This is a genomic window from Paenibacillus mesotrionivorans (genome assembly GCF_046098205.1).
Taxonomy (GTDB): Bacteria; Bacillota; Bacilli; order Paenibacillales; family NBRC-103111; genus Paenibacillus_AR; species Paenibacillus_AR mesotrionivorans.
In genome coordinates, this window is the sequence record NZ_JBJURJ010000002.1 from 465,515 (window position 1) to 489,337 (window position 23,823).

The window sequence follows — 23,823 nt, forward strand, 5'->3', positions numbered from 1 at the left end:
GGTACTTTCTATGAATGCCATCGAAACCAGAAGCCTGACCAAACAATACGGAGGAGCAAGAGGCATTTCCGACGTGAATCTGAGCGTGGCGGAGGGTGAGGTTTTCGGCTTTATCGGCCCTAACGGCGCGGGCAAATCCACCACCATCCGGACCCTGCTGGGACTTATCTCCCCCACCTCCGGCAGCGCCTTCATCTTTGGCAAAAGCTGTGCCGAACACCCGGACACCCGCCGCGAGGTGGGGTATTTGCCCTCCGAGGTATTCTACTATGACCGCATGCGGGTAGGCGAGCTGCTCCAATACTCCGCCAGCTTCTACAAAAAGGACTGCAAACAGCGGATCGCCCAGCTAGCAGAGGTGATGGATCTGGATTTGAAGAAACGGATTGACGATCTGTCCTTCGGTAATAAGAAAAAGGTGGGCATTGTCCAGGGGCTGCTCCACGAGCCCAAACTCATTATTCTGGATGAGCCTACCAGCGGCTTGGATCCGTTGATGCAGCAGCGTTTTTTCGAGCTGATTGCGGAGGAAAACCGGAAGGGTGCGACTGTTTTTTTCTCCAGCCATATCTTAAGCGAGGTTCAGCGGCTGTGTGACCGGGTGGCTTTTATCAAGGACGGGAAAATCATCAAGCAGGAAAAGGTCAGCATTCTCCAGGAAAACAGCTACAAGAAATTCGCACTGGAGGCCAAAGCTCCTATCGGGCAAAATCTCCAGCACCTGGAGGGGGTCAGCGGCTTCACCGCCAAGGATAAGGTTGCCAGCTTTATGTTCAAGGGCAATCTCAACGCCATGATGAAGGAAATTGCCGGCATGGAGCTGAGTAATATTTCCATCACGGAGCCGGATCTGGAGGAAATCTTCCTGCATTATTACGAAAAGGAGGAATAAGCAGCATGAACATGTTTCTCCACGAGTTGAAGGCCATGCGGAAGTCCACACTCATCTGGATCTGCGCGCTGATCGGCATGACCGCTCTCTATATGTCCATCTACCCCTCTATGACTGTAGATGCAGAAAGCTTCCGGAAGCTGCTGGCAGGTTACCCGCCGTCCGTAAGGGCCATGCTCGGTATCCGGCTGGAATCCATCACCTCCATGCTGGGGTTTTACTCCTTTATATTTTCCTTTATCGTTCTGGGCGGGGCTATCCAAGCCATGATTATGGGGGTATCCATTCTCTCCAAGGAAACCCGGGAACGGACGGCAGATTTCCTGCTGGTGAAGCCCGTTTCCCGGCAATCCATTGTGACGGCGAAGCTGCTGGCGGCAGGGACTGTCCTATTCATAACCAACGCAGTGTTCTACGCGGCGGCTGCCGGTATGGCCGGGTTAGCAGCGAAGGAGGCCTTTGACCATTGGGTATTCTTCCTGATCAATCTGACGCTGTTTTTTGTCCAGCTGATCTTCCTTGCCCTGGGTGCCGCAGTTTCGGTTTTCTTCAATAAGCTAAAAGGTGTGCTGCCGATCTCTCTTGGTGTGGTCTTCGGGCTGTACGTGGTCGGTGCGCTGATGGCCGCCGATGATTCCAGCAGCGCAGCCAGAGTTTTATCCCCGTTCCAATACTTCAGCCCCGCTTATGTGGTGGAGCATGCAGGTTATGAAACGCCCTTCCTGCTGCTGGGCGCGGTTGTCGTGGCCATCGGTGCGGCCTTGACCTATTTCATCTACATCCGCAAGGATATCCATGCCGTCTGACACGGCGGCCAGCGGAATACGGGAGGATATGTATATGAATGTGTTTATAAGAGAGCTGAAGGCCAACCGGAAGTCCCTGATCATTTGGTGCGTCTGCATGGCGCTGCTTATCCTGTCCGGGATGGGGAAATATACGGCTTATTCCTCCGGGAGCGAAGGAGCCCAGGCCTTGGCGGACTTGCCCCAGACACTGAAGTCGCTGTTGGGGATGGGATCTTTTGATGTGACCACCATGACCGGGTTCTTCGCCCTGCTGTTCCTCTATATCGAAATTGTGGCGGGCATTCACGCCGTGCTGCTGGGCAGCGGCATTCTGGCCAAGGAGGAACGGGATAAAACCACGGAATTCCTCATGACGCGGCCTCTGTCCCGGACCTCCATCGTCTGTGCCAAATTAGGCGCCGCCCTGGTGAATGTGGTGGTGCTGAATCTGGTATCGTTGGGCTCTTCCCTGGCCGCGGTTTCCGCCTATAACAAGGGGCCCGATATCTCCGGTGAAATCGCCGTGTTTCTCTTCAGCATGCTGTTGGTCCAGTTGGTTTTCCTCACCCTGGGGATGCTGCTGGCCGCTGTGCTGCGCAATGCCAAAACCTCCGGTTCCATCTCCGCAGGAGTGCTGATGGCCGCCTTCGTTATCTACGAATTTACAGAGCTGAACCAAAGCCTGCGGTTTCTCAACATCCTGACACCCTTCAAATATTTCAGCTACGCCGATATGGCGGAGGGGATGGGCCTTCATCCCGGCATTGCGGCGGTTTCGCTGTTGCTGTCAGCCACCTTTGCTTGGGGCGCCATCTATTTTTACCGGAGGCGGGACTTGGGTGTGTAAGAAAACATCTGGTTTCTCTGGCTATATCTGAACATTTCAGCCCATTCACTAATTAAGTGTAATGTTTTTTCACATATTATCTTGACACCCTGCTATTAATAGCTATAATAAAACTAACAAACGGCAACAACCTATCAATATAAGTTACATTATCTTACATGTTTTCTCTCCGTAAGGGTGTGAAGTGATGGGACTATCGGAAGGCGAAGCCAAACAGGAGATTCTGAGGATTTACAACGCGATCAATAAACGGATTTTTAACGTGGGTGTAAAACAGCAGAAGGTGGATTTCGTCGATAACAAGATTCTGATCATGTCCCTGAACAGCAGAGTTCCGGTCCTGAAGCTGCTGGACGGCGATCACCCCTTTGCCACCCGCCAGATTGATTATCTTCTGTTCCAGCAATTCAAGAAGCAGATCACGCAGGCCTTGGAGGAGCGATTCCAACTGAATATTCTTGCCATACTCAAAGACTATGATCCTGAGACCGAATTTTCCGGTACGATTATCGTCTTGGAGCGTGACATCAGCGCATGCCTGAACGAATCAACCGAACTCCTCTAAAGGGAGAGCGGCCGGATATCGTCAGTTTAGCCCCTAACGACAGGATTTGTCGGAGAGGACTGGACTGGCGATTTTTTATTACAAAAAATTTACAGTAAGGAGTGAAGCTCATGAGCTACAAAATCCAGATTTCCGGAGTCAGCAAAACCTTCCGCCGGGACGGCAAAGAGGTCTCAGCCATGAAGGAAACCAACCTGTCCATTGAAGAGGGCCGTTTTGTCAGCATCATCGGACCCAGCGGCTGCGGCAAATCCACCCTGTTCAACATTATTGCCGGACTCACTCCGCCCTCCACGGGAGAGGTCATAGCCGACGGGCGCAATATTGTGGGCAAGGCCGGGTATGTGGGCTACATGCTCCAGAAGGATATGCTCCTGCCCTGGCGGACCATTCTGGACAACATTATTCTCGGCATGGAAATCCGCGGAGTGCCCCGCAAGGAGGCGGTGAACCGAGCGCTGCCCCTGATGGAAAAATACGGCCTGAAGGGCTTCGACAAGCATTATCCCAAGGAGCTGTCCGGGGGCATGCGGCAGCGGGCGGCGCTTCTGCGGACCCTGCTTTATGACCGGGACATCATTCTTTTGGACGAGCCCTTCGGCGCTTTGGATGCCCAAACCCGGCTGGCCATGCAGAATTGGCTCCTGCAGATCTGGGCGGATTTCCGCAAAACGGTGCTGTTCGTCACCCACGATATCGACGAGGCCATTTACCTCTCCGACGATATTTATGTGTTCTCCTCCCGCCCCGGCCGGATCAAGTCGAAGATTACCGTCACCATGGAGCGCCCCCGCAAAACGGAGGATATGACCTCCCCCGCCTTTATGGATTTGAAGCATCATCTGATGGAGCTGCTGTCCGCCGGCCATGATGAGGAAGCACAGATATCCTGAAATCCCGAATAGAAAGGAAGGAAGCCCATGGAATCCGTTCAAAAGAAAGCCTTTGTGGTTCACGCCCTGCCCCACGCTGATGAGAAAACCGCCGCTGCCGCCCCTGCGCTGAAGGCTGTCCCCCTCATTATCGACGAGGAGAAAAAAGAGCGGAAAAAGCTGCTCACGATCCGGGTGCTTCGGCTTCTCGCAGCTGTCCTGATCTTCGTTGGGTGGGAGATCTTCACCCGGATCGGTGTGATGGACCCGTATTTTTGGAGCAGCCCCGGGGCCATCCTCAAAACCACCTGGACCCAAATGACGGAGGGCAAGCTGCTGGGGGATATCGCCTACACCTCCTCCGCCACCATTCTCGGCTTTATTTTTGGAACCCTGTGCGGCGCCCTGCTGGGATTGTCCTTCTGGTGGTCCCGAACCTACGCCGGCGTCAGCGAGCCGTACCTGATTATCTTAAACGCCATGCCCAAGCTGGCCTTGGCCCCGGTTCTGGTCATTCTTCTGGGCATCGGCTTTTTCTCCAAGGTAGCCCTGGCCTTCTCCATGACCATAGTGGTTTCCGCCCTCTCCGCCTACAGCGGCGTAAAAAGCGTTGACCCGGATATGGAAAAGCTCATGTATTCCCTTGGTGCCAAACGCCGCCAGGTGTTCACCAAGGTGGTGGTACCCTGGTCCATGCCCTGGATCATCAGCAGCCTGCGGATCAATATCGCCTTGGCCCTGGCCGGCGCTATCGTCGGTGAATTCATCGCCTCCCGCCAAGGAGTCGGCCGGATGATCATGTACGCCGGAACCATCCTGGACATCAACCTGGTTTGGGTGGGTGTAGTGGTGCTGTCCGTGCTGTCCATGGTGATGTATTGGGGCGTGGTCGTATTGGAAAAATGGCTGGCTAAGGGGTTAACGAAGCAATAGTAATCCCCCAAAAGTGAAGCGAAGCTCTGTAGCCAATTCCTATTACTTTTGGGGGTGCCCCCGGAAAGATTTATTACCAAAAACCACTGCTGAAAGGATGAATCCTCCTATGACCGAACGCCTCCACACACGCCCTTATTTGCACCGTATCCGCAAAGCTCCACTGGTTTTGTCCTTGTCCCTGCTTGTTGCCGCCGCCCTGGCCGGCTGTGGGGAAAAAGCCGCTACTCCCGTCGCCGAAGCCCAATCCGGCAAAAACCTGAAGAAAATTGTCATCGCTGAACCCCTTCATCTGACCGGATACCTGCCTATGTATGTGGCGCAGCGTGAAGGATATTTTGCCGAGGAGGGCCTGGAGGTGCAGGTCATTCAAGCGACAGGCGGCGCCCATGTAACCGCTGTGGTCAGCGGCGATGCCTGGGGCGTGATCGGCGGGCCCGAGTCCAATGCCCTGGCGAATACTAATAGCTCGGACCCGATTATGTCCGTGGTAAATGTGGTGAATCGGGCTAACGTTTATCTGATGGCCAAAAGCGGTACAGCCCCCAAAAGCACCTCCAAGGAGGATCTGAAGGAGTTCCTGAAGGGCAAAAAGGTCAATGCCAACCGGCATGGCGGAACGCCGAATTTGCTGACTCGCTACCTGCTGCTGGATGTGGGGCTTGATCCGGAGAAGGATGTGCAGCTGCTGGAGCCAGCGGATGGTTCTACGGTGGTTACCATGGTGAAACAAGGAGCGGCGGATATTGCCAACGGGGCAGAGCCGCAGATTGTGGACGGCATTAACCAGAAGGTGTGGGACGAGCCCTTTTACAAGTTCCCCAGCCTGGGTGATTTTGCCTACTCCGTAGTCAGTGTAAAGAAATCCACCATCACCAAGGACCCGGAAACGGTCCAGAAGTTCACCAACGCCATGATTAAGGCGCTGAAGAAGGTGCAATCCGACAAGGAGCTGGCCAAAACCAATCTGAAGGCGGAATTCCCCACTCTTTCGGAGGAAGCGGTAAAGGCTTCCCTGGACCGGGCGTACGCGGACCGCCTGTGGAGCCCTGACGGCATTATTTCGGAGAAGGCGCTGGAGAATGATATGAATGTGATGATCAAAACCGGGATATTCAAAGGCACGTATACCTATGACGGTTTAGTGGATATGCAGTTTGCCAAAAAAGCCAATGAAGCTGCAGCGAAGTGAGGTGCTGATGAAAATGAACACGTTAGAACATTTATTGGCGGGAACCCGTCCGGCTCTGGTGATTGTGGATGTGCAGAATGATTATTGCCATCCCGAAGGAGCATTGGGCTTAACAGGCTGTGATGTCAGCGGGGTTAAGGAGATGATGCCCCGGCTGCATGGGCTTTTGGGAGCGGTGCGGGAGGAAGGAATTCCCGTTATCTTCATCCAGACCTTTCATGAGGAAGCCACGGATTCGGAGGCCTGGGTGACCCGGTCCTCCGGCAGATCGGCCCAGGTTTGCCGGAAGGACAGCTGGGGCGCAGAATTTTATGAAATCAGCCCCCGGCCCGGCGAAATTGTAGTGAATAAACACCGGTACAGCGCATTTGTGAATACGCGGCTGGATTCCGTGCTGCGGACGCTGAAGATTGACACCCTGCTTATCGCCGGTGTCAGCACCAATGTCTGTGTGGAGTCCACCGCCCGGGACGGGTTTATGCTGGATTACCATATCGTGCTGGTAGAGGATGCCTGTGCCTCTTATTCCCGGGATGCCCACGAGATGACGCTGGTCAATATTCAGGGATATTTCGGCACGGTGGCGTCAAGCGGAGAGCTTGCGGACATGTGGATGCAAGGCAAAAAATCGACCCTCGCCCTCTAGGGGCTGTCTTCCAACTCCGAGGGGAGCAGATTTTGGCGGATTTTTGTTCCAGGCAAGGCATTTTTGTGAAGCCGTACCGGGGGACGTCAAGCGAAAGTAACGCTAGCTCGGGACGAAAAGGCGGTAAAAGATGCCCTCAAGCGAGTTTGAAAACAGACCCTAAGGAGCAGAGGCGGCAAAGCTGGTGAAACGGTTATGAGTGTAACCTCTTATAAGGAGCGCAGGAAACCTGGACAAGGCCAGGGGCAGGAAGCAGAAGCGGGCTATGGAGAGGATACGGGAAGGGAAGATAGTCTGGATGAGTCGGGGTATGTGGAACATGCGGTGAAAGCACAAAAACTAGAGAATGTGGCGGTGGCGGATAAGACTACAGAGGCACACCGGCTCCAAGCGGCGGGTTGCGCGGAAGAAACCGCAAAAACGGATAGTTTACATCCACGTGTTGCAGGGCCTATCCGCAATATGCCTGAAGCTGATCCGGTGTCTCGTCAAGGACACACTCGCCGCAAAACCATGATGGTGCAGTATGTCATCTGCCTTGGCGCCTTTCTCTCCAATCTGTCGGCGGGAATGTTCAATATCGCGTTGGTGGACATTGCCGGGGAGTTCGGAGTTACGCTGCAGTCCACCCAGTGGGTGGTCACGGCTTATCTGCTAGTGATTTCCGTCTGTCTGCCGCTGATGGGACGGCTGGGGGATCTGGCTGGGCGGACGCGGATCCATAACGCCGGCTATTTTATCTTCATGCTGGGCGCTCTCGCCTGCGTCTTCTCTCCTTCGTTGGGATGGCTGATCCCCTTCCGCATCCTGCAGGGGCTGGGGGCTTCCATGTACCAGGCCACCAACATGGCCCTGATCGTGTCTATCTTCCCCGAGAACCAGCGGGGAAGAGCCCTTGGGCTGATGAGCACCTTCGTGGCGGCAGGGTCCATGGTGGGACCCAGCCTGGGGGGCGTGCTCATCCAGTGGTTCTCCTGGCGGACCAGCTTCGCCATGCTGGCCGCCGTCTCTGCCGCTGCGTGGATGCTGGCGCAGCGGTTGATCCCCCGGGAGGAGCCCCGCAGGGCCTCCCGGTTGGATTTGACCGGCGCCGCCATGTTCGCGGCAGCGCTCACGGGGCTGGTGGCCGCCCTGAATTTGGCGGGCACCAGCGGGTTTGGCTCACCGCCGGTGGTGGCGGCGGTGGCGGTGTTCGGGTTGGGCCTGGGGCTGTTCATCTGGTGGTGTCTGCCCTCCAGATGGGGTTCTGCTGCAGCTCCAAGGCGGATCCGGGAGCCCTTCATTCCCTTAGGGCTGTTCCAGAACGCAGGTGTCAACAGCGGCATATTCATTACCATCGCCACTTATATGGCCGCTTTCTCCGCACAGCTGGTCCTTCCGGTATTTTTGCGCCAAGAGCTGGGGCTGTCACCCGCAGCAGCGGGGCTTCTGCTGATGGCTTATCCCGCTGCGCTGATCCTGTCCGCTCCCGTATTCGGCCGGCTGTCGGACAAACATGGAATCATGCCCATCCTTTCGGCCGGGCTGCAGTTGATGGCCGTTACCCTGCTGGTACTAGGATTTCTGTCACTCTCGTACCCACCCGCGCTCTTGGCCGCCCTCATTATCCTGCTGGGCATATCCATGGGGATGATAACCTCCCCCAATAACAGCCTGGTAATGCGGGAAACGCCGCGAGAGCATCTGGGAGTGATCAGCAGCATCCTGGCCCTGTCCCGGAACCTGGGCATGATGTTCGGCACGGTGGCAGGCGGGGGGCTGTTGGCGGCTGGAGCAGCGGCGGCCTCTGGAAACAATGCTGCCTCTGCGGTCGCAGCAGCTGCCGGAGGCTCCCTCCGCGGTTACCACGCCGTGTTTGTCCTATGCGCCGTGCTGGTAGCGACGAGCCTGGGCGTCGCAGCACTGTCACAACGGCAGAGCCGCCTGAAGCACCAAAAGCGCCAGGAGGAAACCCTTTCCTCCTGACGCTTGGGGCTTGACGCTTGGCGTTTGACACTCGGCGTTTGGTGCCCGACACCCGGTGCTGCTTGACGCTTAATGTCTGCCATAGTGCAGGACATTCGAAACTCGAAACTTGGTGCTGAACACTCTGCGCGCTTAATACTGAAACATGGTGCCGGACACTCTGCGCTCGACGCTTGATCCTGAAACATGGTGCTCGCCCTTCGATACTCAACACCCGGATACTGAAACATGGTGCTCATCGCATGTACCGAATGTTTGGCGCTGATGCGAACCTGTTCCGGTAACCTGCCGCCATGCAACCAAATTCTAACGGCGGCCAGAGCCGCTATTTGACCAAAAAGTGGCTTTTCCGAATTCTAACGGAAGCCACAGCCGTTATTCCAGCCGAACATGCCCATTTGAGCACCATTCAGGCCAAATAGCGGCGCTCACTTCCGTTAGAAATTTAACCCCCCGCTTTTTCGCCAAATAAGGGCTCCTGCTTCCGTTAGAATTAGGGCGGTGCATCAAACATCCGAACGCGCACCAATGCTACTCTTCTATCGCGCATTCTCTACCAGCTTCAGCGGCATAAACACGGAGGCGCAGTTGGCCTGCCGGAACCGGGCGATGGCCTTCCGGCTCCAGTCAGCCTTGTATTGGGGATGCTCCGCCAGGAACAGCTCCTGCAGATGCTGGAACGCCACCTCATAGGGATTGGAGGGATTATCCCCATTCACCTCCAGCTGGGAAATATGTACATAGATCCCGCCGGGAAGCGTTACCTTCTCCACACAATCCGGCAGCCCCTCGAAGGTGCTGACCCGGGTACCGAAGCAGGAGCTGTAGGAGCCTTTTTCGGGAGCATCAATGGGGAAGCCGTAATAATCATGCAGGTAATACTTGGCCGCTTCCGTCGCGAATACCTGATTCTGCACGCCAAAGTATTTGGTGATGACGAACTCCTCGTCACCCGGATGGGTCACACTGCAGGCGATCTTCATCGGCGGCAGCGTCACCACCCTGTAGCGCAAGGAATCAAACCGCTCCTTCAGGCCCTCTGCTACTTTTACCGGCTCATACTTGGTCAGAATATCCCCGGTTTCATCATAGGTATTGAAGCCATAGCCTGCCTGGTTAAATACATACTTCGTGTCCTGCCGGAACTGGCCGGTGAAATACTCGTCCGCATGCATCCGCTCGTCATATCCCTTCCGGTCCTCCCGTTTGCCTTCGTTGATGAGCACCTTCGCATACCGGCAGGGGGGCAAAACAAGCGTCTCCGTATACTCCGGCAGATATTCCGGCAGCCGGTCGAAGCTCTCCACCATAAATCCGGCCAGCACCTTGTAGTTGCCGTCTCCCCGGACATCCGTTCGAACGGTCACAATCTCCCTATGCCGCAGGCTGTCTCCAATGAGCCCGGCCAGCAGCCCCATATCCCCTTCCCCCACCAGCTTTTTGGTGAAGAAGTAATCGTTCAGGATACAATTGGCATGTTCAAAGCCGTAATAACCGCCATACCCCCGGCTTTCGTAGCTGATCGGCAGGGCATAGCCCACCACCTTCATCTCTGGACGGTCCACAATGGTACAAAATTCACTAACCTGCTCCACCAGCACCTCTTCAGGCAACCCCATACGGCTCATCTCCTCCGCCAGCTTCAGAATTTCCGGCTTGACCACAGGGCTGTAGCCCTCTGTCCCTTGACCTCGACTCTGACCTTGAACTTGATCTTGACCCGTTCTCTTGTCTTGACCCGTTCTCTTGTCTTGACTCGTTCTCTTGTCTTGCCCCGTTCCCTTGCCTTGGCCCGGCCCTTCCCCATGCTCCGGGAGCTCCTGCTTTCTCATACTCATTGCGCGTTCCACCTGTCCCTCTCCAATACCAGCTTGCAGCCGGTAAAATAAATGGGTTCCCCCTGCTCATCCCGGGCAAAGGAGGCTTGGTTGGTTTCCGTGACGGTCAGCCCCAGCTCCAAAAGCGGTGAAATCTGCGGCGCACAATCCAGCGGATTATAGGCGAACACCCCATCCGCAGCCAGCACCTCGAAAGCATACCGCACCATAATAAAAGCGCTTCCGTATCCAGCCCGGCATGCCAGTACCGGGTGTGCCAGACATGACCCAGATCAACCATGTTGCGTTCGTCCACCGTATTGAAAACCACCATGCCAATCAAGCGATAATCCGGCTTCAGGCATACGGCCCACATATTGTCCTGCCCGGAGAACCACTCCGTCGCTTCCCTGCAGCCCTTCTCATCCGTCGGCCACGGGTGGTCCCGGTACCGCATCTCGGAATGATGACGGTCCACAGCCAGCTCCTGCACCGCCATTGCATCACCCGGGACAAACCGTCGGATCAACAGCCTCCCCGTTTCAAAAAGCACAGGCCCCGCCGCCCCCTGACGGTAGACAACGGCTTCCTGTTCATGCAGCTCCCCGGCCAGCCTGACAATCTCCGGCAGATGCTTGGGCGAATAGCTTTGCGGCACTTCCTCAAACAACAACTTTCGAATGGCGCCCATCCTGTCCCCCCCTTTCCTGTCTCTACTTTACCAGCGGTTTCCCGGAGCGTATTATCCGTTTTTAACATGTTCAAGCTGTATCCGGCAGGTGGTGGTAATGTGGTTAGCCGTATAACCTCCTTGGGCTTCATATATGGCAAAAGCGGGCCGGCTGCTCCGTCGCAAGCCATTGTCCTGCACCCACGCCTCCAGGCGCTCCTCCAGCACCCGGCTGTCTCCGGCGCAGTCCGTCTCCAGCACGGCATAGCTGCCAGCGGGCAGCTCCAGAAGCTCAAGCCCGCCCCCTGACGGAAGCGGCAGCTTCTCCTCCAGCTTGACTCCACAGGTACAGGCCCTCCCATTTTTGGCGATATAAAAGGTATCTGCCGAACGGGCGGCTGAAGGGTTGTACACGGCAAGAAAGCCCATCACAGCCTGGGACGCTTCCTTTTCTGCATGCGGACCTTCCCGGGTTGAGGCCAAAAAAAGCATTCCCGGGCTGCGGATCAGCGAAATCCGGTCATAATCCGTCCGTTTCATAACCGGCAAAACCAATGCCAGCCGGTTCACCCTGCCGTTCCGCCATAGAAATTCCTCAAAGTACGGCTCCGGCGCCTGCGTAAACATGCTGGATCTGAGCCAATCCGTGTACAGATAATTCCATGCCCGGCCAATCTCCGGCTCGTCATTGCGCACAAGAACCTTGGCACCGGTAAGGCTCAGCTCCGGGAATACCTCCACCCCCTTGAACATCCTGCCTGCAAGAAGACCTTCCACTGCCTCCGGCGTATACTCCAGCCATATCCAATAGTAAAACCGGCTGCCCTGCTGCTTGCCGTTCCTTCCGAAAACTCTTCCCCTGTAGTCAGGAAGGGTTTCCTGCAAGGCCGCAATGGCCTGCTCCTCAATTCCGCTTAAACGGGAATGATAAAAGGCCGCCCGCACGGTGGCGGGAAGGGTCTGCGCTGCAACCGTCACCTGTTTTGCCGACAGGCTGTCATACCTGGGAAAGTAGTATGAGACTCCGCTGCGCTTATATTCCAGGGGAGTCATGGAGACTGCGGCCTTGACGCTTTTGCACAGGGCTTGCTGGGAGCTGTAGCCGCAGGTATACGCTACCTCGGCCAATGGCATGTCCGAGCAGCGGATCAGACTGAGGGCATTGGAGAGACGCCTTTTGCGGATGTACTCCTTGACCGAATGTCCCGTATGAGCATAAAAATCCCGGTACAGCTGCATCAGAGAGGTGAACCCCGCTTGGGCGGCCCCCTCCAGGGAAACCTCCTCCTGCAGATGCTCCTCGATATATTGAATAACTCTTTTGAACCGTTGCTGCTTCTCCATAAGCTTCCTCCATCAAGCACTATCTGCTTACTCTTCTCCGTCTGACCGCATTCACCCAGGCGGAACCCCAATAAGCCCAAAAACAAACCCATCCGTTCCATCTCCTAACCGCCGACACCGGTACAAAATGGACTTTGCCAAACCGGTTCTCCGGATTGCCCGGGCAGACATCACCCTCCCGGTCACCGTATCTGACCCGGCACCAGACATGCCCCGATATATGCCCGGCAACAAGGGTCCCCCCATGGACGCGCTGCGGCATTACCGTTCTGACGGCATATACCAGCCTGCTCTGAAATCCCAACGCCACCAGTATCCGGTTCAATATACTGGCCTGTTGCCAGCAGTAGCCTTTTCCCCTCTCCAAAGCTCTGGAGGGAAAATCAAAGGAATTGGAATATGAATAGTTCATCCATGTACCAACCAGTTTTTGGGCAAATTGAATGAGCTCTACCCCCTCCAATCCGGAGGCCCGGCATACTTCAATCGCCTCATGGAGCTTCATACGGCATCACCTGTTCCGCACTTACTTGTAAGGACCATTATACACTTCTTTTTCCATAAACAGGGAGATATCTGTCACAAACATGTATCTTTACAGCGTAAAGATGATATGATATTATCTTACCATTGTAAAGTTTGGAACGGAGGGAACCGGGCTATGAAGGAAAAGCCCTATCACCACGGAAATTTGCGCAATGATCTGATCGAGGCGGGCATTCAGCTGATTAACGAGGAGGGCCTGAAGAGCTTCTCCCTGCGGAAGGTGGCCGCCCGGTGTCAGGTGAGCCATACGGCGCCTTACAGCCACTTTAAGGATGTGGATGCGCTGATTTCCGCAATGGGGGATTATGTCACCGGCCAGTTTATGCATAAGCTCCTGTCCGCTGTCCAGGGGAAAGAAGAAACACCGGGTGTGCTGGCCTTTTTGGGGCAGGCATATATTGATTTTTTCGTGGAGCATCCGCAATACTTTCAATTTTTGTTCTATTATTCCGGACTGACCATAAATCTGGATCAGGCACAGCCGGAGGATTACCCTCCCTTTGCTTTGTTCCGCTCCACAGCCTTCTGTATGTTCCGCAGATGGGGGCTGCCGGAGGAGGCCCATCCCTCACACCTGATTGCCTCCTGGTCCATGGTTCACGGCATCGCTGCACTTTCCGCCACCAGCGGCATCAAGTATTCCGGGAGCTGGACGGATATTTTTATAGAAACTCTGACGAAAAAGGAGAAACCATCATGAAATTGATTATTCATGACCTGTCGCGGCAGGATGCCCCGTCCATAGGGACCGGGAGTGAACAGGAGCTTAAAATCATTACCGACAACGGCACCATCCGCAAGTGCATCGGCTGCTTCGGCTGCTGGGTCAGAACCCCCGGCGTCTGCGTGCTGAAGGATGACTATCAGCGGATGGGGGAATGGGCAGGCGCCTCCGATGAGATGATTATCATCAGCAAATGCGCCTATGGCAGCTACAGTCCTTTTGTCAAAAATGTGCTGGACCGCAGTATTTCCTACATCCTGCCTTACTTCGCCACCATCAACGGGGAAACCCACCACCAGCGGCGTTATGAAACCAGCTTCAAGCTGACGGTCCACTTCTACGGTGATGACCTGACTCCCGCGGAGCAGGAAACGGCCCGGGCGCTGGTAGCGGCCAACGCGATGAATTTCTACAGCACCGGCAACGAGGTTTTTTTCTATCGGAATGCGGAAGACGCCTGGGAGGGATTGCAATGAAGATCGCCCTGATTAATGGAAGCCCCAAGTCCGGCAAAAATAACTCCGCCCGGCTTCTTCGCTCGTTCGAACCGCTGCTCGGCAAGGACCATGAGCTGTTCCATTTTCATGTTAGCCGGCTGCCGCTGACCGAATCGGACTATTCGGCGCTATGCCATATGGATGCGCTGGTGCTGGCATTTCCCTTGTATGTGGACGCAATACCCTCCCACCTGCTGCGGATGCTGACTGAATTGGAGGATTATATGAAGGCGGAGCGCAGCAAGGAAATCATGCTGTACGCCATAGTGAATAACGGTTTTTTTGAAGGGGAGCAAAACAAGATTGCCATCCGCATTCTCCAAAACTGGTGCGCCCGGTCCGGCGTACGCTTCGCCCAGGCTATTGGGCAAGGTGCGGGTGAAATGCTGCAATCAGTGGAGAATGTGCCGCACGGACATGGCCCGATGAAAAATCTGCATAACGCTATGGATGTGGTGGCCGCCAATCTGCAGTCCCGGAAAACCGGCGGCACCCTCCTGCTCAGCCCCAAATTCCCGCGGATCGCCTGGAAAATCGCCGGGACCATGGGTTGGAACGCCATGGCCAAGCAGAATGGCATTATGAAGAAGGAAATCAGGAGAAGGCTGCCGTAGGAGCAGCAGAGTCCGGAAGCGCGGCGGGCAGTGCCCGTGCAGCGCGAATCGTGGGTGCGACACGAAGCGAGAGTAGGTGCGCACAGCGCTCTAGCGGAACTCAGAGGCGCTTAGAGGCAAAAGTGTGGCAGAAGCGGCGGGTTTGGCGAGGCTGGGTGCGGCGCGACGGCTCTAACGGAACTCAGTGACGCTTAGAGGCAAAAGTGTGGCAGAAGCGGCGGGTTTGGCGAGGCTGGGTGCGGCGCGACGGCTCTAACGGAACTCAGTGACGCTTAGAGGCAAAAGTGTGGCAGAAGCGGCGGGTTTGGCGAGGCTGGGTGCGGCGCGACGGCTCTAACGGAACTCAGTGACGCTTAGAGGCAAAAGTATGGTAGAAGCGGCGGGTTTGGCGAGGCTGGGTGCGGCGCGACGGCTCTAACGGAACTCAGTGACGCTTAGAGGCGGAAAAACGGTGGTTTGGATTTCTAACGGAACTAAGCGGCTCTTAGAAGCGGAAAACACCCCCGAATGTTGGATTTTTCCCCGCTAAGAGTCGTTTAGTTCCGCTACAGCTGCCAAAGCTCATTTTTCCGCCGCTAAGGTGCTCCTAGTTCCGTTAGCCACCGGTTAGTCCAGGTTTGTCCTTGCGTTTGTCCTTGGGTTTGTCCTTGGGGTTGTCCTTGGGTTTGTCCTTGGGTTTGTCCTTGGGTTTGTCCTTGGGTTTGTCCTTGGGGTTGTCCTTGGGGTTGTCCTTGGGGTTGTCCTTGGGGTTGTCCTTGGGGTTGTCCTTGGGGTTGTCCTTGGGGTTGTCCTTGGGGTTGTCCTTGGGGTTGTCCTTGGGGTTGTCCTTGGGTTTCCATGATTTGCGGCCTTCCACCCCGCTAAAACAAACAATCCCCATTCTGGGATTCCCGTCAAAGGGAACCGCCAAAATGGGGATTTGTTATTGAGTAACCGATAATGGGGGCTCCCCCAAAAGTAACCGGAATTCGCTTCGGAGCATCACGTCACTTTTTGGGGGATTTTGCTACCAGGCCAGCTTGCTCTCCAGGAAGCTCTTCAGCTCGCTGATGGGCATGCGGGTTTGCTCCATGGTATCCCGGTCGCGGACGGTGACTTGGCCGTCGGTTTCGGATTCGAAGTCATAGGTGATGCAGAACGGCGTGCCGATTTCATCGTGGCGGCGGTAACGTTTGCCGATGGAGCCGGAGTCGTCGTAATCCACCATGAAATCCTTGGCCAGATCCGCGAACACCTTTTGGGCGCTGTCAGCCAGCTTTTTGGACAACGGGAAGATGGCAGCCTTGTAAGGAGCCAATGCCGGGTGCAGGTGCAGCACGGTGCGGCTGTCCTCACCTTCCAGAGCCTGCTCCTCGAAGCTGTCGATGAGGAAGGCCAGGGTAACCCGGTCTGCGCCCAGGGAGGGCTCGATGCAGTAAGGGATGTAGCGTTCCTTGTTGTCCTGGTCGATATAGTTGAAGTCCTCGCCGGAATGCTCCATATGCTGCTTCAGGTCATAGTCGGTGCGGTCCGCAATGCCCCACAGCTCGCCCCAGCCGAAGGGGAAGCGGTATTCGATGTCGGTCGTTGCGTTGGAATAGTGGGAAAGCTCGTCGTCGGAGTGGTCCCGCAGACGGATGCTGTCTTCCTTGATGCCCAGGGCCAGCAGCCAATTTTTGCAGAAGCTGCGCCAGTAGCCGAACCATTCCATATCCTCGCCGGGTTTGCAGAAGAATTCAAGCTCCATTTGTTCAAACTCGCGGGTCCGGAAAGTGAAGTTGCCCGGAGTGATTTCGTTCCGGAAGCTTTTGCCGATTTGGCCAATGCCGAAGGGCAGTTTCTTGCGCATGGTGCGCTGCACATTCTTGAAGTTCACGAAGATGCCTTGTGCAGTTTCCGGACGCAGATAAATTTCATTGGCGCTGGAAACGGTGACGCCCTGATGGGTTTTGAACATCAGGTTGAACTGGCGGATGTCCGTGTAGTCGAAGGCGCCGCAATCCGGACACACAATGTTGTGCTCGCGGATCAGGTCCATCATTTGGTCAAAGGAGAGGCCGTCCACAACCATCTCGATACCCTTGTCGTTCAGAGCGTTCTCGATAATCTTGTCGGCGCGGTGGCGGGCTTTACATTGTTTGCAGTCCACCATCGGGTCGTTGAAGTTGCCCACGTGGCCGGAAGCGACCCATGCTTGGGGATTCATCAGAATGGCGGCGTCCAGGCCCACATTGTACGGGGACTCCTGGATGAACTTCTTCCACCAGGCCTTCTTCACATTGTTCTTCAGCTCTACGCCCAGAGGGCCGTAGTCCCAGGTGTTGGCGAGACCGCCATAAATTTCGGAGCCGGGAAAAATAAAACCCCGGTGCTTGGCAATGGCAACAACCTGATCCATTGAAACTTCCTTCATGATCCATTCTCCTTTGTCGGTTAAAGTTGCGCCCGGCAGCCGTCGGCCCAATCGAAAAAGCCCCCGTCCCCGGACATGAGTCATGTCCGGGGACGAGAGCTTGTATACTCCCGCGGTTCCACCCCAGTTGATGCTTTCTCTTGTGTCCTGCCCACCCGCTGAAGCTGCAGGGGCCAGAACAAAAGAAGATGCGCATCCGCTTTCTTGTCACCGGCTCGGGAGCGCCTGTCTTGCGGCTGCTGTACCGGGCTTCCACTATCCCCGGTTCGCTTCAACAGCAGGCTGCCGCATAGATTTCTCCGTCACAGCCGAATCTTCGATTTGCTTACCATGTTATCCATAATGAGGGGGTTTGTCAAGCTGCTGATGTCCCGCGGCAAGTGTCTCTCATCCCGGCACGCAGCCCCTGCTTAATGCGCCGGATCCCAGCCGTCACTGCCGGCCAGCACCGATTGCGTATTGATGGCCGCTGCCTGGGACGCGCTAAGCTGCCGTGACCAGCCCACCCTGCCGGATACCGCCGAGCCTGAGCCTGTATTGCCGAATTCGGCATACCGGGCGGTGCTTTCGTTGGCGGCATTGCCCCAGTTATTCCAGCCCTCCGGTTTAATGTGGGTATCCATGAAGGAATACAAATAATGCACGGAGGCATACGGTCTCCAAGGGCGGCCCAAATGAACGGCGTCGTCCAACGAACCCGAACGGGTCAAACTGCTGTTGATGAACACATAGCCATAGGCTGTGGCCTGGTCTGTGGAAGCCGCGGTAACGTAACCGTTGCCCAGGCTTTTGATCTCGCAGTTTTCAAATACCGCAGTGGCCCCGCCGAAGATGAAGTCCACTGTGCCTTCAATATAGGAGTTGCGGTAATAGTGCCTGCCGCCGTTGGCGTACAGGGTGTCCTGGTTCCCCAGAATCCGCACATTGGTAAAGCTGGCCCGGTCTCCGGTCACATACAGGGCAACCGCCTGTCCGGCAGTTGCGCCGGCGGTATTGCGGAAGGTGATGTTTTCCGCCGTAAAGTTATTACCTCTGACATAAACGCTGGAGCTGTTGGAGGTGCCGCCTGCGGAGCTTGCCGTATCCGCATAGGTTAGGATGGTGCCTTCGGCGCTTTCCCCGATCAGCGTGATATTCGGCTTGTTGGCGGGGAAATTGAGCTTTTCCGTATAGGTTCCATTTTTCACAAAAATAGTAACGTTGGCTGTGTTATTGACCGGCACGGCATCGATAGCCGCCTGGACAGTAGTATATACGCCGGAGCCCCCGCTTTTGCTGACCACAAGAGCGCCTGACGGTACGGCTGAGGATACCGGCTTCACCAGAATATCGTCCAAATAATGGGATCCGGCGGAGCTGTTGGGCGTAAAGGATTCGTACCCGTCGATGTTGGAAACAGCGGTGAAGAAGGCGGCGGCACTGGCTTTTTTGACCCCGTTGACGTATACATCCGCCTTATCCGTGGCCGGATCAGCTATGATCCGGATGGTGTACCAGGTATTGGCGGCATAGCTGCTTTGGAGGGTTACATAGGTGCTGTCCGGGTTCCGGTACGAAAGGCTGCCGCCGATGGTTTCGATGGAAACCGCAGCTGTTGTCCCGCTGAGGAAACGGAAAACCTTGGTATTATTGACCAGGGACGGCTGCATGAACTTGAAGGTGGCCTCCACCTTGCCGTTTTGGGAGGTGAAGCCTTTTTTCAATCCGGATAAGGCCGTGGTGCTGGTGTCGTTAAGAAAAATACTGCGGTTGGCCGAGCTGGGCACGGCCGCCACACGTACTGTCCCCCCATCTTCGGATACGGTAAAGCCGGAGGGCTGGCTTCCTGCGGCGGTACTGTTAAAGTTGTTGTCCGCAAGCGGGGCTGCAGCCAAGGCCTGTCCGCTAGGCGCCAGCCCGAATAATGCTGCGGCCAGTACGGCGGCAGCACCGGCAGTGAACCATTTTTTCATCATCATAAATTCCTCCTTTAATTGGGAACTGCCCTTTATTTGCGGATCTTGCCTGCTCCTGCGCTCTTCAGGACATAAGCGGGAATGGATGAAGCGCTGTCCTTCACGTAGCTGTAAGAGCTGGCGGGGTTAAACGTGGTACCCCCGGTCTGGTTGACGCCAGTGCAATTCTCCTTTATATTGTCGCTGGTGAAGACGACATTGGCCGTTGAATCCCCCAGGGTGGTGATATCCTCGGAATTCTTGAAATAATTAGCCTCCAAAAGCACCTGTGCCGTATTGTGGCTGGCTGTACCGTAGTCCCCCAGATTGAGGAAATAGTTGTTGAATACATGGACATCCGAATTGTTGACCCGGGGATTGCGCTGGTTGGTGCCGTTAAAGAAATTATGATGGATCGTGACCTTGGGACGGTTATCGTATTCGTCGTTGCCTACGGCGAAGGTTTTGTTGTGATTGCTGAATTCCGTGTTGGATACCGTCACGTAGTCAGCGCCCTTCACTACATCCACCAAACCATCCTCCATATGCGTCAGGGTACAGCGGTCAACCCAGACATGGTGCGCCCCGTTCTGCACAGTAATGGCATCCCAATCCCCCAGCTTGCCGTCCCAGGACTGGAAGGAGTCCTTGATGGTCAAATTGCGGATAATGACGTTTTTCTCATTATTGGTTACCTGCAGCCCGCCATATTGCAGCGTAGCATTGGTGCCCATACCCAGAATGGTCTTGTTGGATTTCACCGGAATGCGGGCGCCCCAGGGGGACATCTGGATGGTGCCCTGGACCCGGATGACCAACGGCTCCGCAGAAGCGGCATACGCCTCCAGCTCCGCTTGGGTAGTGGCAGTTACAGTGGCGCCTCCCAAACCGCCGGTGGTCCCATTCTGGCCAAGGGCATTAACACTGGCCCAGCCTACCGGACTCAAATCCTTGACCATAACGGAATACATCTCCCCTCCGGCTGTAGGGCTGCCTAGGGAAACCGAAGTGTTTGCCCCTACATCCTTTTTGTACACGCGGAAGGTTTTGCCGGCGCTATTCGTGATGTCGTCGTCCGTATCGTACCAGTCCGACAGCCAGGAGGGGACGGCCTTGCTTTTGTCTGCCGCCACATAAATCTGCGCCCGGACCAGCACCTTGAAGGAAACCAGCGTACTGCCGGTGTAGCTTTTGGAATCGGCCGCCGTCTGGATCCACTGCCAGCCGTAATACGGGTCCTTCAGCGCGGTCCAGGTGATGCTTTGGTCACCATACTGCTTGTCCCCCGTCTGCAGGCTGTACTGGAGCGACCAATCCGCACTGTTGGCGGAATCCTGTACGGCAAAATTGGTGATAATGCCCAAGGATGCAGGGCCCGCCGCCTGGACCGGAGCCGGTGATGCTCCCACTGCCGCTGTTAAAAGCAGCACCAACACAAGGAGAAGCAAGGAACTGGACTTCTGGAATCCTGCCTTCACACTCATTCCATTCATTCGATTTCTCCTCCATATAAAGCGTTTTCATTACTTATATAAACGAAAGCCTGAGGATCAATTCCCCAGGCCTCCGATAAGCGCTTGCTCCTGATGTCCAATCAGCCCTTCCCGTCTAACACCTGCTGCAGAAGCAAATGCACTACGGTACAGCTCATTATGGTACGGTTTTCCAATAGATTGCTATATGCATCGCATAACCAATTTGCTCTGCTGCTATGCAGACGGCATAACGGGCCGGCAGTATACCCCAGACAACCTGTCTATGTGCCGTAAACAACCATTTTATACTATTTTTATGGTGTTCGTTCCATCCTCCCTTGGCCTTGACCCTGGAATTGACCTTGGCCTTGGGATTGGTTTTGGCCGTTATCCGGAATGGTCTGGGCGGAGATGTATTCGCAGGCGGCCAAAGACAGGCAGCAGACGAGCAGCACCCCAAGGCGGGCGGCAGCCTTCACTCTTTTCATCCCTTCATCCCTCCTTTTCCGTGAATAGGGCATCGTACATATCCTTGAAGCCCATGTAGGACATCACCAGCAGCAGCGGGTAAATAGGAAACAGATAACGGGATTTGATCTCCCACAGCAGATAAAAGGCGATAAAACCCAGAACCACCAGCACCAGCGGGATTTCGGTGAAACGCCCGGATTTCAGCCCGCCGATCAGCCGGACCAATATAAAGCCATACATCAGGATTTTCATAGCGTACATAGCCCATGTAAGGCCCACTCTGGCGGTGGAGTCACCCTTGAACAGCTCCGTGGCAAAGGTGGTGTAGCTGTATTTGTCCCCTACGGCGCCCATTCCCCGGCCGAAGGTGGAGGAGCCGTTGCCAATGCCGTACCGTTCCATCTGGTAGGTGCCTTCGGTCCAGGTCCAGACCAGCTTCTTGGTGTACATCTTGAGGAGGCCTCCCGCTCCCGCTTCAGACAGCTTGCGGCTGATCTCCTCCTTAAACAGCTCCGTGCTTTTCTCCTTGTTATAGCCGGCCTGCCGCTGATAAATCGTGTAGCTTTGGCGGTTGTCCCAAAAACCGAAGGTGCTTTGGTTCACCCCCATGTTCAGCCACATGTAGACGGGAGCGGAGTTGGCATTGACGGAGCCCTCCACCTTGCCTGTGGTCTGAAGCAGCAGATTCTGGGTCCAGCCCGGCACCATAAAAACCAGCACCGTTACTACAAGCGCCAGGACAGATTTTTTGACCCCGATCCTCCGGATTTGAAGCAGGATAGTGATGGCGATGGCCACCAAGAAAATGGCCCCGATGCTCCGGAAATAATTCCCGATTGCCAGCAGAACCGCTGCAAGGATCATATCCTTCAGGGCTACCTTCTTCATAAACCGGACAGCAAAATAAAGGGCCGAGGTAAGAAACGCCGTTGCGATGACATCATTATAAATGAGGTTGTTCATAAACAGCGCCGGGGCATAAAAGGCTGCCAGGATAAGAACGCCGTAATCCCGGCTTCGGGATTTCACATTCAGCTCCTTGTAGAGCAGGTACACCATCAGCGTCGTGATAAGGGTGAACCCGATGTTGAAGAGCTTGATAACCAGATAATTGTCCGGGAACAAAAGCAGCAGCGTCTTCAAATACAGCACAATAGAAAAGTTAAACGGAAACATATGCAGATAGCCGGTGGTTTGGAACGAGGAATAATCCTCCCGGTAGAGTATGTTTTGGGCCAGGGTCAGCACCGTCTGGGAGTCGTCCGTAGGCAGCCGGGGAAACAGGAAAATAATCGCTGTCTGGACGGCGAAGGAAGCAGCAAGTACAGCCGGAATGATAATTTTCGGACTGAATCTGTCCAGCCTCCGGCACAGCGCATACATGCCAAGCCCCGCCAGCAGCAGTGCCGCGGCCGTAACGATGAACAGCAGAAGCTGCTGCTTTTCCAGCACAGGTGTATCTCCGTACACTGCATACAGGTACTTTGCCCGTATCAAAAAGGAGGAGGCGACAAACAGCCCCAGGAACAGTGTAAGCAGGATGTAGAGCAGTTTGTGAATTCCTTTGACCATGGAACCCCTCCTCAAGCTTCCGTGTGATTTTCCGGCAGGATGCCCTGATTATAAAGGCCCAACCTGAAAATCCGTTGAAAGGCGGAAGCAGGCAAAATGCAAATGTGCAGTTATTTTTCAACATAACTGACGGACGGGCACCTCATCCTGCAAATCTGCAGTTATTTGGGGCCGCTCCCCCTTCAAACGTACGTTTGCTGCGCAAATAACTGCACTTTTGCAGGTAAACAACGGGTTTTCCCCGATAACGCGAAAATGAACTGCACTTTTGCAGGATGGGCCGGCCCCTTCCCCGGCTGTCCCCTTGCACAGCAAAAAACCGCTGGAGCATCTTTCCCTCCAGCGGTTCCATCCTTGCTTATTATAAAAAAATCAGCTCCGCGGCACCAGATCGCAGGCATCCGCCGGCATCCAGTGCTCGTCCTGGCCCTCCCATTTCACATTGCAGCCAATGGGATTGGTCAAAGGCACGGACAACGGCTGGCCTGCCACGAGCTCCGACAAGGCCCGGTCCAGATCATTGACGGTGGCCTTCTCCGATTCCCGCGGGTTATCCAGCCCCCGGCCGGAGTATACCAGCTTCCGCTCCCCGTCGAACACGTAGAAGTGCGGCGTGCGCAGAGCGCCGTAGGCTTTGGCTACGGTTTGGTCCTTGTCGCGGAGGTAGGTCCAGGGAAACTTCTGCTCCTCCATCCGCTGGACCATATGGTCGAAGGAATCATCGGGTTTGGTGATTTCACTGTTGGCGTTAATGCCCACAAAAGCGACGCCCTGCTCCTTGTACTTCAGCGCAGTGTGGCGGGTCACCTCATCGGAGCCGACCACATAGGGACAATGGTTGCAGGTGAAGAAAACAACGAGTACAGGGGCTCCGGCAAAGTCTTGCAGCGAGTAGGTTTTACCGTCAGTAGCCGGCAGGGAAAAATCCGGCGCTTGCTCACCCAATTGCAGCGTAAATGCCATTTCATCGCCTCCATCACGGATTCCGGCCTTGGCCGTCCCCTAAATTGTAACGGAGCCTCCGGGAGAAAAACAAGGCGAAACCGGATCTCCGGCTTATCCCACCC

Annotated in this window: 23 protein-coding genes; 12 read left to right on the forward strand and 11 right to left on the reverse strand. The window is 55.3% G+C overall.

Going from position 1 to position 23,823, the window contains the following annotated elements; genetic code table 11:
- Positions 1–10: 10 nt before the first annotated feature.
- The 9 genes from ACI1P1_RS04390 to ACI1P1_RS04430 all read left to right on the forward strand — a co-directional run bounded on the left by ACI1P1_RS04390 (position 11) and on the right by ACI1P1_RS04430 (position 8,700).
- Positions 11–892 carry an ABC transporter ATP-binding protein gene (locus ACI1P1_RS04390; RefSeq protein WP_416215143.1) on the forward strand — a complete coding sequence of 294 codons (882 nt, stop codon included), beginning with the start codon at positions 11–13 and terminating at the stop codon, positions 890–892.
- A 5-nt stretch (positions 893–897) separates the two neighbouring features.
- On the forward strand, positions 898–1,698 hold the full coding sequence (locus tag ACI1P1_RS04395) for an ABC transporter permease subunit (protein ID WP_416215144.1): 801 nt from the start codon (positions 898–900) through the stop codon (positions 1,696–1,698).
- Positions 1,699–1,732: 34 nt separating this feature from the next.
- Positions 1,733–2,527, forward strand: coding sequence for an ABC transporter permease subunit (locus ACI1P1_RS04400; protein ID WP_416215145.1), 795 nt, complete (start codon positions 1,733–1,735; stop codon positions 2,525–2,527).
- Positions 2,528–2,714: 187 nt separating this feature from the next.
- Complete coding sequence (locus tag ACI1P1_RS04405) at positions 2,715–3,092, forward strand: Na-translocating system protein MpsC family protein (protein ID WP_416215146.1); 378 nt, start codon at positions 2,715–2,717, stop codon at positions 3,090–3,092.
- A gap of 110 nt (positions 3,093–3,202) precedes the next feature.
- Positions 3,203–3,985, forward strand: a complete 783-nt coding sequence (locus ACI1P1_RS04410; protein ID WP_416215147.1) for an ABC transporter ATP-binding protein — start codon at positions 3,203–3,205, stop codon at positions 3,983–3,985.
- 27 nt (positions 3,986–4,012) lie between these two features.
- Entirely contained in the window at positions 4,013–4,897 is an 885-nt protein-coding gene (locus ACI1P1_RS04415) for an ABC transporter permease (RefSeq protein WP_416215148.1), read from the forward strand.
- A gap of 109 nt (positions 4,898–5,006) precedes the next feature.
- Positions 5,007–6,089 carry an ABC transporter substrate-binding protein gene (locus tag ACI1P1_RS04420; protein WP_416215149.1) on the forward strand — a complete coding sequence of 361 codons (1,083 nt, stop codon included), beginning with the start codon at positions 5,007–5,009 and terminating at the stop codon, positions 6,087–6,089.
- A 13-nt stretch (positions 6,090–6,102) separates the two neighbouring features.
- A complete protein-coding gene (locus ACI1P1_RS04425) occupies positions 6,103–6,735 on the forward strand; it encodes a cysteine hydrolase family protein (RefSeq protein WP_416215150.1) in 633 nt (210 codons plus the stop codon).
- Between the two features lie 195 nt (positions 6,736–6,930).
- Positions 6,931–8,700: an MFS transporter gene (locus ACI1P1_RS04430; RefSeq protein WP_416215151.1), complete on the forward strand. Its 1,770-nt coding sequence runs from the start codon at positions 6,931–6,933 to the stop codon at positions 8,698–8,700.
- A gap of 539 nt (positions 8,701–9,239) precedes the next feature.
- Here the strand turns inward: ACI1P1_RS04430 and ACI1P1_RS04435 are convergent.
- The 4 genes from ACI1P1_RS04435 to ACI1P1_RS04450 form a co-directional block, all read right to left on the reverse strand.
- Entirely contained in the window at positions 9,240–10,538 is a 1,299-nt protein-coding gene (locus ACI1P1_RS04435) for a GyrI-like domain-containing protein (RefSeq protein WP_416215152.1), read from the reverse strand.
- A gap of 106 nt (positions 10,539–10,644) precedes the next feature.
- Positions 10,645–11,208 (reverse strand): GNAT family N-acetyltransferase, encoded by a 564-nt coding sequence (locus ACI1P1_RS04440; RefSeq protein ID WP_416215153.1) that lies wholly within the window; start codon positions 11,206–11,208, stop codon positions 10,645–10,647.
- Between the two features lie 51 nt (positions 11,209–11,259).
- Entirely contained in the window at positions 11,260–12,531 is a 1,272-nt protein-coding gene (locus tag ACI1P1_RS04445) for a helix-turn-helix domain-containing protein (protein ID WP_416215154.1), read from the reverse strand.
- Between the two features lie 19 nt (positions 12,532–12,550).
- A complete protein-coding gene (locus tag ACI1P1_RS04450) occupies positions 12,551–13,036 on the reverse strand; it encodes a transglutaminase domain-containing protein (protein WP_416215155.1) in 486 nt (161 codons plus the stop codon).
- 156 nt (positions 13,037–13,192) lie between these two features.
- On the opposite strand from ACI1P1_RS04450, the gene ACI1P1_RS04455 reads away from it, so the two are divergent.
- The 3 genes from ACI1P1_RS04455 to ACI1P1_RS04465 are packed head-to-tail and all read left to right on the forward strand — an operon-like array spanning position 13,193 to position 14,912.
- Positions 13,193–13,777 (forward strand): TetR/AcrR family transcriptional regulator, encoded by a 585-nt coding sequence (locus ACI1P1_RS04455; protein WP_416215156.1) that lies wholly within the window; start codon positions 13,193–13,195, stop codon positions 13,775–13,777.
- Positions 13,774–14,277, forward strand: a complete 504-nt coding sequence (locus ACI1P1_RS04460; RefSeq protein ID WP_416215157.1) for a flavodoxin family protein — start codon at positions 13,774–13,776, stop codon at positions 14,275–14,277. Before ACI1P1_RS04455 ends, ACI1P1_RS04460 begins: the two co-directional genes overlap by 4 nt.
- Entirely contained in the window at positions 14,274–14,912 is a 639-nt protein-coding gene (locus tag ACI1P1_RS04465; protein WP_416215158.1) for an NADPH-dependent FMN reductase family protein, read from the forward strand. Before ACI1P1_RS04460 ends, ACI1P1_RS04465 begins: the two co-directional genes overlap by 4 nt.
- Positions 14,913–15,507: 595 nt before the next feature.
- Here ACI1P1_RS04465 and ACI1P1_RS04470 read toward each other — a convergent pair.
- From ACI1P1_RS04470 to ACI1P1_RS04500, 7 genes are all read right to left on the reverse strand, one after another.
- Positions 15,508–15,792: a hypothetical protein gene (locus tag ACI1P1_RS04470; RefSeq protein WP_416215159.1), complete on the reverse strand. Its 285-nt coding sequence runs from the start codon at positions 15,790–15,792 to the stop codon at positions 15,508–15,510.
- 126 nt (positions 15,793–15,918) lie between these two features.
- Positions 15,919–17,304, reverse strand: a complete 1,386-nt coding sequence (locus tag ACI1P1_RS04475) for a glycine--tRNA ligase (RefSeq protein WP_416215160.1) — start codon at positions 17,302–17,304, stop codon at positions 15,919–15,921.
- Positions 17,305–17,714: 410 nt separating this feature from the next.
- Positions 17,715–19,262 carry a pectinesterase family protein gene (locus ACI1P1_RS04480; RefSeq protein ID WP_416215161.1) on the reverse strand — a complete coding sequence of 516 codons (1,548 nt, stop codon included), beginning with the start codon at positions 19,260–19,262 and terminating at the stop codon, positions 17,715–17,717.
- Positions 19,263–19,291: 29 nt separating this feature from the next.
- Complete coding sequence (locus ACI1P1_RS04485) at positions 19,292–20,731, reverse strand: pectate lyase family protein (protein WP_416215162.1); 1,440 nt, start codon at positions 20,729–20,731, stop codon at positions 19,292–19,294.
- Between the two features lie 296 nt (positions 20,732–21,027).
- Positions 21,028–21,201: a hypothetical protein gene (locus ACI1P1_RS04490; protein ID WP_416215163.1), complete on the reverse strand. Its 174-nt coding sequence runs from the start codon at positions 21,199–21,201 to the stop codon at positions 21,028–21,030.
- Positions 21,202–21,205: 4 nt separating this feature from the next.
- Positions 21,206–22,756 (reverse strand): glycosyltransferase family 39 protein, encoded by a 1,551-nt coding sequence (locus ACI1P1_RS04495; protein WP_416215164.1) that lies wholly within the window; start codon positions 22,754–22,756, stop codon positions 21,206–21,208.
- 372 nt (positions 22,757–23,128) lie between these two features.
- Positions 23,129–23,719 (reverse strand): thioredoxin family protein, encoded by a 591-nt coding sequence (locus tag ACI1P1_RS04500; protein WP_416215165.1) that lies wholly within the window; start codon positions 23,717–23,719, stop codon positions 23,129–23,131.
- Between the last annotated feature and the right edge of the window lie 104 nt (positions 23,720–23,823).

Bases quoted from the DNA above. Each gene is read 5' to 3' on its own strand.
- ACI1P1_RS04390 (WP_416215143.1), top strand. From the start codon at position 11: ATGAATGCCATCGAAACCAGAAGCCTGACCAAACAATACGGAGGAGCA.
- ACI1P1_RS04485 (WP_416215162.1), bottom strand. From the start codon at position 20,731: ATGAATGGAATGAGTGTGAAGGCAGGATTCCAGAAGTCCAGTTCCTTG.
- ACI1P1_RS04435 (WP_416215152.1), bottom strand. From the start codon at position 10,538: ATGAGTATGAGAAAGCAGGAGCTCCCGGAGCATGGGGAAGGGCCGGGC.
- ACI1P1_RS04465 (WP_416215158.1), top strand. From the start codon at position 14,274: ATGAAGATCGCCCTGATTAATGGAAGCCCCAAGTCCGGCAAAAATAAC.
- ACI1P1_RS04395 (WP_416215144.1), top strand. From the start codon at position 898: ATGAACATGTTTCTCCACGAGTTGAAGGCCATGCGGAAGTCCACACTC.
- ACI1P1_RS04450 (WP_416215155.1), bottom strand. From the start codon at position 13,036: ATGAAGCTCCATGAGGCGATTGAAGTATGCCGGGCCTCCGGATTGGAG.
- ACI1P1_RS04480 (WP_416215161.1), bottom strand. From the start codon at position 19,262: ATGATGATGAAAAAATGGTTCACTGCCGGTGCTGCCGCCGTACTGGCC.
- ACI1P1_RS04410 (WP_416215147.1), top strand. From the start codon at position 3,203: ATGAGCTACAAAATCCAGATTTCCGGAGTCAGCAAAACCTTCCGCCGG.
- ACI1P1_RS04455 (WP_416215156.1), top strand. From the start codon at position 13,193: ATGAAGGAAAAGCCCTATCACCACGGAAATTTGCGCAATGATCTGATC.
- ACI1P1_RS04415 (WP_416215148.1), top strand. From the start codon at position 4,013: ATGGAATCCGTTCAAAAGAAAGCCTTTGTGGTTCACGCCCTGCCCCAC.
- ACI1P1_RS04400 (WP_416215145.1), top strand. From the start codon at position 1,733: ATGAATGTGTTTATAAGAGAGCTGAAGGCCAACCGGAAGTCCCTGATC.
- ACI1P1_RS04420 (WP_416215149.1), top strand. From the start codon at position 5,007: ATGACCGAACGCCTCCACACACGCCCTTATTTGCACCGTATCCGCAAA.
- ACI1P1_RS04405 (WP_416215146.1), top strand. From the start codon at position 2,715: ATGGGACTATCGGAAGGCGAAGCCAAACAGGAGATTCTGAGGATTTAC.
- ACI1P1_RS04430 (WP_416215151.1), top strand. From the start codon at position 6,931: ATGAGTGTAACCTCTTATAAGGAGCGCAGGAAACCTGGACAAGGCCAG.
- ACI1P1_RS04490 (WP_416215163.1), bottom strand. From the start codon at position 21,201: ATGAAAAGAGTGAAGGCTGCCGCCCGCCTTGGGGTGCTGCTCGTCTGC.
- ACI1P1_RS04475 (WP_416215160.1), bottom strand. From the start codon at position 17,304: ATGAAGGAAGTTTCAATGGATCAGGTTGTTGCCATTGCCAAGCACCGG.
- ACI1P1_RS04495 (WP_416215164.1), bottom strand. From the start codon at position 22,756: ATGGTCAAAGGAATTCACAAACTGCTCTACATCCTGCTTACACTGTTC.
- ACI1P1_RS04445 (WP_416215154.1), bottom strand. From the start codon at position 12,531: ATGGAGAAGCAGCAACGGTTCAAAAGAGTTATTCAATATATCGAGGAG.
- ACI1P1_RS04425 (WP_416215150.1), top strand. From the start codon at position 6,103: ATGAACACGTTAGAACATTTATTGGCGGGAACCCGTCCGGCTCTGGTG.
- ACI1P1_RS04470 (WP_416215159.1), bottom strand. From the start codon at position 15,792: ATGGGGATTGTTTGTTTTAGCGGGGTGGAAGGCCGCAAATCATGGAAA.
- ACI1P1_RS04460 (WP_416215157.1), top strand. From the start codon at position 13,774: ATGAAATTGATTATTCATGACCTGTCGCGGCAGGATGCCCCGTCCATA.
- ACI1P1_RS04440 (WP_416215153.1), bottom strand. From the start codon at position 11,208: ATGGGCGCCATTCGAAAGTTGTTGTTTGAGGAAGTGCCGCAAAGCTAT.
- ACI1P1_RS04500 (WP_416215165.1), bottom strand. From the start codon at position 23,719: ATGGCATTTACGCTGCAATTGGGTGAGCAAGCGCCGGATTTTTCCCTG.